The 11,818-nt window shown below is 62.0% G+C and carries 13 protein-coding genes; 8 read left to right on the forward strand and 5 right to left on the reverse strand.

All coding sequences use genetic code 11. The features are described from left to right. Window positions 1–27 precede the first annotated feature (27 nt). Complete coding sequence (locus tag RBH26_RS20665) at window positions 28–1,200, forward strand: inorganic phosphate transporter (protein ID WP_306760253.1); 1,173 nt, start codon at window positions 28–30, stop codon at window positions 1,198–1,200. Between the two features lie 653 nt (window positions 1,201–1,853). Further along, complete coding sequence (gene hemE / locus RBH26_RS20670; RefSeq protein WP_306760254.1) at window positions 1,854–2,861, forward strand: uroporphyrinogen decarboxylase; 1,008 nt, start codon at window positions 1,854–1,856, stop codon at window positions 2,859–2,861. Between the two features lie 30 nt (window positions 2,862–2,891). On the opposite strand, the gene hemH is transcribed toward hemE, so the two are convergent. From hemH to trxA, 3 genes are all read right to left on the reverse strand, one after another. Next, a complete protein-coding gene (gene hemH / locus RBH26_RS20675) occupies window positions 2,892–3,953 on the reverse strand; it encodes a ferrochelatase (protein WP_306760255.1) in 1,062 nt (353 codons plus the stop codon). An 84-nt stretch (window positions 3,954–4,037) separates the two neighbouring features. Further along, a complete protein-coding gene (gene hemG, locus RBH26_RS20680) occupies window positions 4,038–5,303 on the reverse strand; it encodes a protoporphyrinogen oxidase (protein ID WP_306760256.1) in 1,266 nt (421 codons plus the stop codon). A 134-nt stretch (window positions 5,304–5,437) separates the two neighbouring features. Beyond that, window positions 5,438–5,875: a thioredoxin gene (trxA, locus tag RBH26_RS20685; protein WP_306760257.1), complete on the reverse strand. Its 438-nt coding sequence runs from the start codon at window positions 5,873–5,875 to the stop codon at window positions 5,438–5,440. A gap of 156 nt (window positions 5,876–6,031) precedes the next feature. Between trxA and RBH26_RS20690 the strand changes: the two genes are divergently transcribed. The 5 genes from RBH26_RS20690 to RBH26_RS20710 all read left to right on the forward strand — a co-directional run bounded on the left by RBH26_RS20690 (window position 6,032) and on the right by RBH26_RS20710 (window position 9,859). After that, window positions 6,032–6,586 carry a class I SAM-dependent methyltransferase gene (locus tag RBH26_RS20690; RefSeq protein ID WP_306760258.1) on the forward strand — a complete coding sequence of 185 codons (555 nt, stop codon included), beginning with the start codon at window positions 6,032–6,034 and terminating at the stop codon, window positions 6,584–6,586. A 169-nt stretch (window positions 6,587–6,755) separates the two neighbouring features. Next, a complete protein-coding gene (locus RBH26_RS20695; protein ID WP_306760259.1) occupies window positions 6,756–7,880 on the forward strand; it encodes an MBL fold metallo-hydrolase in 1,125 nt (374 codons plus the stop codon). Window positions 7,881–7,951: 71 nt separating this feature from the next. Beyond that, window positions 7,952–8,167: a hypothetical protein gene (locus RBH26_RS20700; RefSeq protein WP_306760261.1), complete on the forward strand. Its 216-nt coding sequence runs from the start codon at window positions 7,952–7,954 to the stop codon at window positions 8,165–8,167. 69 nt (window positions 8,168–8,236) lie between these two features. Further along, the gene (locus RBH26_RS20705; protein ID WP_306760262.1) at window positions 8,237–9,379 is read left to right on the forward strand and encodes an MBL fold metallo-hydrolase; all 1,143 of its coding nucleotides are present in this window, start codon (window positions 8,237–8,239) and stop codon (window positions 9,377–9,379) included. Between the two features lie 192 nt (window positions 9,380–9,571). Then, window positions 9,572–9,859 (forward strand): DsrE family protein, encoded by a 288-nt coding sequence (locus tag RBH26_RS20710; protein ID WP_306760263.1) that lies wholly within the window; start codon window positions 9,572–9,574, stop codon window positions 9,857–9,859. 19 nt (window positions 9,860–9,878) lie between these two features. Here RBH26_RS20710 and RBH26_RS20715 read toward each other — a convergent pair whose 3' ends face one another. Then, entirely contained in the window at window positions 9,879–10,235 is a 357-nt protein-coding gene (locus RBH26_RS20715) for an SHOCT domain-containing protein (RefSeq protein ID WP_306760264.1), read from the reverse strand. Between the two features lie 100 nt (window positions 10,236–10,335). Then, complete coding sequence (locus tag RBH26_RS20720; RefSeq protein ID WP_306760265.1) at window positions 10,336–11,169, reverse strand: universal stress protein; 834 nt, start codon at window positions 11,167–11,169, stop codon at window positions 10,336–10,338. A gap of 403 nt (window positions 11,170–11,572) precedes the next feature. Here RBH26_RS20720 and RBH26_RS20725 point away from each other — a divergent pair, with 403 nt between their 5' ends. After that, complete coding sequence (locus RBH26_RS20725) at window positions 11,573–11,719, forward strand: hypothetical protein (RefSeq protein ID WP_306760266.1); 147 nt, start codon at window positions 11,573–11,575, stop codon at window positions 11,717–11,719. Window positions 11,720–11,818 lie beyond the last annotated feature (99 nt).

The following is an 11,818-nucleotide window of genomic DNA, read 5'->3' on the forward strand; positions in this document are numbered from 1 at the left end:
TAACTGTACCTGACCGTATTTTAATCGATGGAACTCGCAACGATACTCCTGTTTACCGTCGCCGCGCTCTCGAGTCTGTTTATGGCCTGGGTCATCGGTGCCGGCTCGAGCGGTGCGACCCCGTTTGCGCCTGCCGTCGGGGCGAACGCCATCGGAACGATGCGAGCCGCGTTTCTCGTCGGGATCCTTGGTTTCGCCGGAGCAGTGACCCAGGGCGCGAGTGTCTCGGAAGCCGTCGGCCGGGATCTCGTTCACGGCGTTTCGCTGCCCGCCACGAGCGTCATCGTCGTCCTCCTGATCGGCGCCGGGCTAATGGCGATCGGGATCTCCACTGGCTACCCGATCGCGACGGCGTTTACGGTCACTGGGGCGGTGGTCGGCGTCGGCATCGCACTCGGTGGCGATCCCGCCTGGGCGAAGTACGCTGAAGTCGGCGCTGTGTGGCTCTTCACGCCGTTCGTCGGTGGAGGCCTCGCGTACGCGATCGCGGCGCTGCTTCCCCGGTCGGACGTCCCCGAACGAAACAGCGTGCCGCTACTCGCCGGGCTCGTCGGTGCCGTCGTCGCGAACCTCGAGTTCGTGTTTCTCGAGTCGGTCGGCGGCACGCCCGCCGCTGCCGGCGCCCAGTTTCTACCACTCGACGGGACGGCCGCTGTGGGTGTCGTGACACTCGCCGTTGGGTCGGTCGCCGCGCTGGCTGTTCGGTGGGACGTCGACCGCGATCAGGCCGGCGGTCTGCGGCGGTTTCTGCTCGTTCTCGGCGGACTCGTGGCGTTCTCCGCGGGTGCGAGTCAGGTCGGCCTCGCCGTCGGCCCGTTGCTCCCGTTGTTCGATGACGTGTCGATGGTCTCGCCGATCGCGGTGTTGCTCGGCGGTGGGCTCGGCATTCTCGTCGGTTCCTGGACCGGCGCTCCGCGGATGATCAAAGCGGTCTCACAGGAGTACGCCTCGCTCGGTCCGCGCCGATCTATCGCAACGTTGGTGCCGTCGTTTCTCATCGCCCAGGCTGCGGTCCTGCTCGGCGTCCCGGTCTCGTTCAACGAGATCATCGTCAGCGCCGTCATCGGGGCCGGGCTGGCCGTCGGCGGCGGTGCCGGCGTCAGTCCTCGTAAACTCGGGATCACGGTGGTCGCCTGGATCGGATCGTTCGTTCTGTCCTTCGGGCTCGGCTACGGAACGATGTTCGTCCTCGAGTTCTGAGAGGGGGTAGCTATAGTAACAACTGTTTGTACACCGATCACCAGCGGTCGTTGGGATCGGTGTGTGACTCGTTTTAGCCGGAACCTATGATCCGTTCGATCCAACACAGGTAAGAACGTTGACTGAAGAACTGATAACTGGTGTTGTTTCTATTTCACAACACTAGTGCCTCGATGTCCCCTTTTCCTGTCACAGACCGTGGATAAACTGGAATCTATCATGTCTGCGCTTCTCTCGAATGCCATCGATCAGTCGTCGAGTAGCCGACTGTACTACGCTCGACAAAATCATACAACTGGTGGCGACGGACACTCCCTCGAGTATCGGACACGAACATATTTGTTTGCTATTTACACTATCGTCTAGTACACCCACTTGATTGGTCTAAACACGAACACTAATATTGGGATACCAAATTAGACGGTGTCTATAAACACTTATTTACAGAAATATGGTTGTAAGCCTCCGTATGTAGGGATTGGTTTTAAGTTGAAATAGATACATAATGGTACACTTCATTTGCCAGTTATTTAATCTCGCCTCGAGTGGACTGTGGTCCGACGGTCCGACGTCACTGCCCGCCTTTCGACCTCGCGTCGAAATTCGCCGACTGTTTCATAACTATTAGGCTCTCGTACCCCGAATCGACGCCTATGAAGGATCTGTTCCTCCGGGCGGCTCGTGGTGAATCGACCGATCGGCCACCGGTATGGATGATGCGACAGGCAGGCCGATACCTCCCGGAGTATCGCGAACTGCGACAGGATTACTCGTTTCTCGAGGCGATTTCGACGCCGGAGATCGCGACCGAGATAACGCTACAACCCTGGGAACGGTTCCAGCCGGACGGCGTCGTCATGTACTCCGACATTCTCACCGTTCTCGAGCCGCTTGGCTTCTCGTATCACCTCGAGTCCGGCGTCGGTCCAGTCGTCGAGAACCCGGTCGAGTCGCCGGCTGACACCCACCGCGAACGCGAGGACGTCGAGGACCAGCTCTGGTACGTCGGCGAACTGCTCGAGCGCCTCTCTGCGGAACTCGGCTCCAAGGCGGCGGTGCTTGGCTTTACTGGCGGACCGTTTACGCTCGCGGCGTACGTCTGTGAGGGAACCCCATCGCGGTCGTTCATGAGCGTTCGTCGGCTCCGCGCGGAACATCCAGCAGCCTTCGAACGGTTGCTCGAGGCGTTTACCGACGTCATCCTCGACTACGTCACCTATCAGGTCGAGTCGGGTGCGGACGCGATTCAGCTGTTCGACACCTACGCCGGACTGCTCTCGCCGGCGGACTACCGACAGTTCCTCCTGCCGCTCCATCGGAAGATCGTCGACGCGATCGACGTGCCGACGATCGTCTTCGTCCGCAACGTCAGCGGCAACCTCGACCTGCTCGCGGACAGCGGCGCCGACGTGGTCGGACTCGACTGGACGGTCGACCTCGAGGCCGCACGCGAGGAACTCGGCGACGTGGCGATCCAGGGGAACCTCGACCCTGCCTTGCTGTACGGCGATCCCGAGACCGTCCGGGAACGGACTCGTGACATCATCGCAGCCGCTGGCGACTCGGGACACATCCTCAACCTGGGCCACGGCGTCGATCGGAACGTCCCCGTCGAGAACGTCGAGGCCTTCTTCGAGACGGCGAAAACGGCGACGCGGTAGTCGAACGCGACCCGTTAGGGAGCGTTTCCGTTACTGCGGTGGGAGTCCGGCGTTGTAACAGTACGTCCCCGGCTCGGACCGACACTCACACTGGCGAAGCTGGTAGTACGACGGCTCGAAGCCCGAGAGGAACGGCTCGACGGTGTCGGCGAGCAGCGTCGGGAACCGCGAGTCGTCGTGGGGGACCGGCACCCGGTAGAGATCGAGGCCGACCGCTTCGGCGTCCTCGCGGAGGTCGATGTCGAGCTCGACGAGCGTCTCGGACTGTTCGTGCATGAAACTCATCGGCTCGACGACGACGCGTTCGGCCTCCCCCTCGAGTCCTTCGACGACGGCTTCGGTGTCGGGCTCGGTCCACTCGATCCCGCGGTTCGCGTGGTTCTGGTAGCCGATCTCGTAGTCGTCGATGCCAAGCATGCTGGCGATCGTCGCCGCGTGCTCCTCGACGTACTGGTCGTATCGGCTCCCCTCCTCCAGGTACTTCTTCGGCGTTCCGTGGGCGGAGAAGACGAACGCCGTATCGGGATCCTGTAGGTCGACTCCGTTTTCGTCGACGAACGCTTGGATTCCCTCGGCTCGGAGCTGGTTGTACGCCGGAACCCGATGCCAGCCGGTGATCGCGGTGAAATCCGGCTCGTAGCCGTCGGTCTCCTCGATTGCGGACTCGAGTGAGTCGATCGACGAGATCGTCGTCGAGGGGCCACACAGCGGATAGATCGGGACGGCGATGACGGACTCGATCTCGTCCGCTGCGAGTTCAGCCGCGACGTCCGGGATCAACGGTTCCATGAACTGCATCGCGTGGTAGACCTCGACCTCGTGGCCGCGGTCGGTCAGTGACTCCTCGAGGGCGTTTGCCTGTTCGGTCGCCTGTTCTTGCAGCGGCGAGCCGCCGATCTCCTCGTACTCCTCCATCAGGCTCGGCAGCCGTTTGCGGGCCAGCTCGCGGGACCGCTCCCACGCTGCGTCCTCGGATTCTGCCTCCTCTAAGTCGGCGTTGTCGAAGAAGATCCGAGTGAGGTACTCGAGGACGACGTCACGGTCCGGTACGGCCGGCTCGCCGAAGTTTAACAGGACAACTCCTGTCTTCATAGCCGGCCGTTAGGAAGCGACCGGTATAGGTACTTCGAAGCCGGTAGTCGCCACTGGCGCCCGGATCGTACGGACCTGTCCGTCTCACTCGTCGGCGAGTTCGCGGGCGAGTCGCGTAGCGGTCCGGATGCGGCCCGGAATGCCGGGCCGATCGACGAAGTTCGTACAGAGATGGACGCCCGCTGGCAGCTCCAGGTCGTCCATCGCCGTCCACGATCGGTCGTACGCCGGCATGCCCGGCTCCCAGCGGTGGACATGGATCGGCGCCGCCGCTGTGCCGGTGATCCGCTCGAACTCGGCCGCACCGACCCGGCCCAGTTCCTCGTCCGAGGCGTCGGAAAGTGGCGGGTAACTCAGCGGGTCGATATAGCAGGTGAACAGGCCGTCACGATCGAGGAAACTCGCGTTCCAGGTGAGGCCGCTGATCTGAACGTCCGACCCCGGTGGTACGAGCGTTCCGATCCCGGTCCCGTCGAAGTCGGACTCGAGAAACACCATTCCGATCGGGTTGTAGTTGAACCGGCGTAACGTCGCCTCGAGCCCGGAATCGACCGGTGCTAACAACTCGGCACACGTTTCCGCTGGCGTCGTCAGAACGACTTCGTCGACGTATTCGACGGTATCCGCCGTGACGAGTTCGAACCCGTCGTCCCGTTTGCGAATCGTCTCGACCGGCGTCCCGAGTTCGATCGCGTCCGCGTAGGCGTCGTACAGTCCCTGGGTCAGTTCGCCGAGTCCGCCTTCGAACGTACAGATCGGAGGCGTCTCGCGTCCGGAGAGCAGCTTCCGAACGACCCATAGGAGGACGCTTCGATCGATGCCGGCTTTCTCGAGGACACGGCCAAGCGAGTACTCGACGAGCATGTTCCGCGGATCCGTCCCGTACAGGCCGCTGTACAGCGGTCCGAGGTACCGCCGTGACGCTTGTTTGCCGAACTTCCGGACGAGAAACTCGTCGACGGTTTCGTTCGGCCGTGGTGGTCCGAACAGCGGCTCCAACAGCATTCGAAGTTTGCCGGCAGGACCCAGTAGGTCGGTCGTCAGTGCCTCCCGCACGGAGAGGGGTGCGACCTTCAGTTCACCGTCGTGGTAGACGTAGATCGGTTGTTCGTCGTCGCCCGTCTGCAACCGATCTCGGAGCCCCAACTCCTCGATCATCGACTCGAGACCCGGCGTTAGCCGGAGCCGCTGTGGTCCTAACTCGACGACGTGTCCGTCGACGTGTCGACTCTGTACGACGCCTCCGGGTTCTTCGCGCGCTTCGAACGCGACGACGTCTACGTCCTGCTCGGCGAGCGAACGGACCAGCGTGAGTCCCGAGATCCCGGCCCCGACGACACCGACTTTCATTTGCCGTCATCTTTCGAGTGCAGCCTTTTCGTTGTATCGTCACGAAGCCGGTGTTGCAGACGGTTTATTTCACGATCCTCAGTTGGGTCGCCTGAGATCGAGACAGGGACCGTACGACGATACAGCAGTCCGTCTCAACTGTGTTGTTCGATCAGGTTCTCCAGTGTCGCGCGGTTCTGGGCTCCGACCATCCGTTCGACGGGTTCACCGTCAGCGTAGAGGACCAGCGTCGGGACGCCACGGGCGCCCAGTTGCTGGGCCAGGCGCTGATGGCGGTCGACGTCGACTTTCGCGACTGCAGCGTCGGTCTCGGCGGCCAGCGCCTCGATCGTCGGCTCGAGCATCTGACAGGGCCCACACCAGTCGGCGTAACAGTCGACGAGGACGACCGAGTGTGAGTCGACGACCGACTCGAGGTGGTCCTGGCCCTCGATCGCGATCGGCTCACTGGGTGTCGATTCAGCGTTGGTACCGTCGTCCGATCCGGGCACGTCCCCGTTTTCGAGGCGTTCCTGTAGCTCCTGTTTTTTCTGTTCGCGAATGCGTTGGCGCTCGTCGTCTAGATCACTCATACGCGATACCACGTGCTCGTCCGATATAACAGTTATGTATGTCACACACAATACCGGGTTCGATCGTCGAACGGGTTTCTTCCAGACGACCGTCGGGACCGGGATTGTTCCCCGGAGAATAGACACATTCTTACAATTTTGACCCGAACTATCGGCATGGGATTTCACACGTTCCCGACCGATCGTGCCGACGCGCTCGAGGACCCATCGCGGTATCGGTTCTGCTCGCGTGAGGAACTCGTCGAGATGCTCGCCCTCGAGTCCGACGACGTCGTCGCCGATCTGGGGTCGGGTACGGGCTTTTATTCGCGGGAGGTCGCGCCGTTCGTCGAGACGCTGTACGCGGTCGACGTCCAGGAAGAGATGCACGAGCGCCACCGCGAGGAGGGTGTCTCCGAGTCCGTCGAACTGGTCGCGGCCGGCGTCGGCTCGCTGCCCTTCGCCGACGACGAACTCGACGCTGCCTTCTCTATCATGACACACCACGAGTACGCCGACGACGAGACGATGGCGGAACTCGCCCGCGTGATTCGACCGGGCGGCCGGCTCGTCACTGTCGACTGGTCGGCGACGGGGTCCGGTGAGGACGGACCGTCGGTCGACGAGCGGTTCGGCCCCGACGACGTCACGAATCACCTCGAGGCGGCCGATTTCACCGTCGAGCGCGTCCACGATCGGCCGGAGACGCTGGCTGTCGTCGCTCGACGGTAAGTACGGCGACTCGAGTCATCGAGACTGCGCTTCCGACGGGGTTTCCCTCGAGTGTCGTATGCGGGCTCTTTCTCTCTCGAGACCGTGATCTACTGGGACACCGTGTGGTGATCACTGTCCTGGTTCGATCAACGAATTTAACACACGCTATTCTGTAGTATTGGAATAGATGAGCAATACAGAAGTAGATCCTGCGGAAGTCGATCGACGTCTCCACGAGGACAATGCGCAAGCGCCCTTCGTTCTCGACGTGCGAAGCGAGGACGCCTACGAGGAGTGGCGGATCGACGGGAGCACGAACCTCCCGGTTTACGACGAATTGCTCGAGCACGACTTCTCCACGCTCGAGAACCACCTCGACGAACTGCCGACGGACACGGAGATCGCGATCATGTGTGGCGCCGGCGTCACGTCCGCACGGGCCGCGTCGTTCCTCCGCGAGCAGGGGCTCGACGCGAAATCGATCACGGACGGAATGAACGGCTGGGGTCGCCTCCATCGGACGGACGACGTCGAGGACGTAGACGGCGTCGTCCAGGTCGTCCGACCCGGAACCGGCTGTATCTCGTATCTCGTTCACGATGGCGAGGCGGCCGTCGTCGTCGATCCGAGTCAGTACGTCGATCGATACCTGGCTGCGGCCGACGAGCGAGATCTCTCGATCGTCGCCGTCGCAGACACGCACGCCCACGCCGACCACGTCTCAGGAGCGCCCCAACTTGCCGACGAACTCGACGTCCCCTACTACCTGCACGGTGACGACACCGGGGCCCGCGAGAACGTCACGGAACTCGAGGACGGCGAGACGATCGCAGTCGGCGAGCGTGCTCTCGAGGTGATCCACACGCCGGGTCACACGCCTGGAAGCGCTTCGTTCCGATTCGGTGATGCGTTGCTCTCTGGTGACACGCTGTTCCTTCGCAGCGTCGGCCGCCCCGACCTCGAGGATAGTGCCGAAGACGCCGTCCGAACGGCTGCGGGTCAGTTGTTCGACAGCCTCGAGCAGCTCATGGACCTCGCGGACGACACCGTCGTACTCCCCGGTCACTTCAGCGATGAATCGATTCGCCCGCTCGCGACCGAACTCGGCTCGCTTCGAACGGAGACGACGAACGAACTCCTGAGTTACGTCGCGGACGACGACGAGGAGTCGTTCGTCGAGACCATCGTCGAGAGCCTCGCGGACGAACCGGCGAACTACAACGAGATCAAACGGATCAACTGGGGCGAAACACAGCCAGGCAGTGACGCCGAGGAACTCGAGCTCGGCCCGAACAACTGCGCCGCGAACTGATCGGCGATCCGTTCCGTCTCGCTTCCGAACGGTCCCGAATACATATATGTCGCTCGCCGTTACTCGAGTGTATGAACTCGGAGACGGCGTCGAGACGGTCGCTGTTCGGCCTCGCGGGTGCGGCGAGTCTCTGTTGTCTCGCTCCCGCTGGGGCTGCCGTTGCCGGCGGCGGTGCCGCGGTCGGACTGGGGACCGGTCTCGGCCAGCTTTTGGTCACCGTACTCACGCTCGCGTTGGTCGGAGTCGTCGTCAGATGGCGGACCGACTGCTCCGAGACGAACGCGTGACCGGGGGTGTCTTTGCAGGGCAGACCACTATCGGATGGCCCGACTAGTTGGTATTGGGAGGCAATTCCAATGGTAAACCAGATCTCTGCGAACGAACTCGCGGAACTGCTCGATTCCGGCGAGTCGTTCACACTCGTCGATACACGCCCGGAAGACAGTTACGAGGGGTGGCGAATCCACGCCGCGGAAAACGTGCCGTTCGGTCCCGACGATGAACTCACTGACGAGCAACTCGAGGGAATCGTCGAGGATGGCGAATCGGTCGTCACGATCTGTGGGAAGGGACTCACGTCGACGCCGTTTGCGTTCAGGCTCCAGCAACAGGGGTACGACGACGTCACGGTCGTCAAAGGCGGGATGGAAGACTGGAGCAAGGTGTACGAGGTCGTCCCGCTCGAGACTGAGAACGACGACCTCGTCGTCGTCCAGTTACAGCGGCGGGCGAAGGGCTGTCTCAGCTACGTCGTCGGCTCGAAGTCGTCGGGGAAAGCGGTCGTCGTCGACCCGACTCGGCAGACGGACCAGTTCAAGATCGTCGCCGGGGAGGCTGGAATGACGATCGAGCGAGTTCTCGACACCCACGTCCACGCCGACCACATCTCGGGCGGCCGGCAGTTGGCGGACGAACTCGACGTGCCCTACCACCTCGGCGAGCACGCGACCGATCGGGAGGTCGAGTACGAGTACGAACCGCTCGCCGACGGCGAAACGGTCGAGGTCGGTGATATCGAACTCGAGACGCTGCACGCCCCGGGACACACGACGGAGATGGTAAACTACCTCGTCGACGGTGAGGCGTTGCTGACCGGCGACACCCTGTTCGTCGAGTCCGTCGGTCGCACGGAGCTCCAGTTTGGCGACGAGGACGCCTCTGAGGGGGCCGAACTGCTCTACGAAACGCTCCACGAGACGATCCTCGAACGTCCCGACGAGACGCTGATCTGCCCCGGACACGTCTCGGTTTCGGCGGACAACCGCTACGAAGTCGACTCACCCGGCGAGGCGATCGACGCACAGCTTGGAACGCTGCGCGAGGAACTCGATCTCCTCGGGCTGAGCGAGGACGAGTTCGTCGCTCACCTGACCGAGAACGCGCCCGAGAAGCCGCCGAACTACGAACGGGTCATCGAAATCAACAGGGGGGCAGATCCTGTCGACGACGAGTCCGAGGCGACGGAGCTCGAACTCGGACCGAACAACTGTGCAGCCTGAGACGGCCCCCTGTCGACCAGTTCCGACACACCAACGATCCGACTGTCCGGCAGTATGACCGAATGAACTCTCGACTGTAGTTCGTCCCGACTCCAATCGGTCGGAACAACGTGTCGACTCCGAACGGTCGAACGACTACGAAACGTCGGGTTCACTTGGTGTTTATAGTATTGAGGGGTGAACACACAAACGATGTCAGCACAGGACACGGAAGTCGAACAACTCGGTATCGTCCTCGAGACGGCCGATCCCGAACGGGCCTGGAACGCGCTTCGGCTCGGACTCACGGCGCTCGAGGAGGGCCACGAGGTTTCGGTCTTCCTCCTCGGGGAAGGTGTCGAAGCCGAAGCGATCACCGACGAGCAGTTCGACGTCCGCGATCGGATGGACGCGTTCATCGACGCCGGCGGCGACCTCCAGGCGTGTGGCACGTGCCTCGAGATCGTGACGACAGCCGACCGAGTACTGACGATCGGGTAGTCCGGTCACGCCCCGCGGGTCATTCGTCCCGTTTCAGCCGTTCACGGCGCTGTTCGTACTCTTCGTCGGTGAGGTCGCCGCGAGCGTAGGCGAGCCGGAGTTCCTCGAGTGCGGCGTCCTCTCCGCTACCACCGGCGCGATCGACTGCCTTGTACAGCAGATAGCTCCCGCCGAGGAGGACCAACAGTAGGGGAAGCCAGCCGATCATCCACATCCACGTCCCACCAGTTCCGTTCCACATTCCGTCGTTCCACATGTGTCCGCCACCCCACAGACCCATCATCGGCCAGGCGACGAGCATCATCAACAGCGGTATGAGGACGATAAGGGCAATGACGAGCAGGATCGCCCGGAGGACGTCAGACTCGTTTGTCATAGCCGAACGTCCGACTCACACACTGATAAAAACCAGTCACGATTACGAATTCGATCCAAGTCAGAGCAGCCATCACAGACGGCTGAACGGACCGTCACAGTCAGGCCGGCGGCACGAGCATCACGTTCCCGTTCGCTCGAGCGACGAGGTCCTCGGAGACGCTGCCCAGCAGCAGTCGTCGGAGTCGGCTGTGGCCACGCGAACCGACGAGAATCGTCGTCGGATCGTACGCGTCTTCTGCGCCGAGGATCTCCTCGGCGGGATCGCCTTGTCGGACCTCGATACGGGTCTCGATGTCCCACTTCTCGAGTTGATCGGCCAACTCCGCGAGTCGCGATTCGGGATCGTCGTCGGAAGGCCCAGGGTCCTTCGGAGTCTCGACGTGGACGAGCGTCGCCTCCTGGGTCGCGTGCCGGAGGTAGGAAAACGACTCGAACGCGTGCTCGGCGTTCTCTGAGAAGTCCGTCGCGTACAGCATCCGCTGGAAGAGGTGTTTTCTGACGACGGCCGGATCGTCGGCTCCCCGTTCGATTCGGTTGACGAGCAGCGGCGTCTCGGTCGTCCGTGCGAGATTTCGTACCGTCGATCCGATGACGCGGTTCTCGAGCGGGCTCTTTCCTCGTGAGCCAACGACGGTGAGACTCGCACCGATCGTTTCGGCGATACCGGTGATCCGTCGGTGGGGAGTACCGCGGACGACGTGCATCTCGACGTCGAAGCCGGCGTCCTTGATGACCCGTTGGTAGCTCGTGATCGCTTTCCGGCGGCGTTTCTCGAAATCGATGCCGGGCATTCCCGCGTGAACGTTGGACGGAACGACCGTCACTAGATGGATCTCTTCGATACCGATCCGTCCGAGACACTCGAGGCAGGTTTCGTTCTCGATGGTCGCCTCGCTGGCGGCCGAGAGGTCGGTGGCGAGTACCGCTTTCATACCGACCGTACGAACTGCCAGTATAATATTGTTTGGGTTGCCCAATATTGTGTGGGGTTCAAACGGCCTATCGACGGCGCTATCGGCAGATAACGAGGGTTTTCTACCGAACTCAGAGTATACGTACTCCGCTTCAGTCGAACTCTTCCAGTCGCTCGGCCAACGTATCTTGTCAGAATATATGTTTTGCGCATGATATGACGCGCCAGCTCCGTACCACCGGTCGTTCCGACCCGCTATATTTGGAAAACCTATGGGAATATTTCCGTTGGATAGCCGTGAGATATCCTGCAGTAATATTGTACGACAGTCCCAAAAGCGTTATACGGGTACTTCGGTTAGTGAGTAGTGAGTAGCAATCCATGATCCGTACACAACCGGTCCCGAACGAGGGTCGATACGCATGATCGACCTCGCGGCGGTCTCCGCGCCCGTACAGGCAACGCTCCTCGTCGGCGCCGTCTTCCTCCAGGCGGTCGTCCTCTACGTCGGCTACGGCGCCCTCGAGCGAGTTGCAACACCACTGATCGAAGCGATCACGGACGCATAATCGATGGAGATACTCGGACTCAGCCTGCCGCTGCTCGTGTTGTTCGTGAGCTTTGGCTTCATGGTCGGGGTGTTGTTCGGCTTCTTCGGGATGGGTGGG

The organism is Natronolimnohabitans sp. A-GB9, from assembly GCF_030848565.1.
Classification (GTDB): domain Archaea; phylum Halobacteriota; class Halobacteria; order Halobacteriales; family Natrialbaceae; genus Natronolimnohabitans.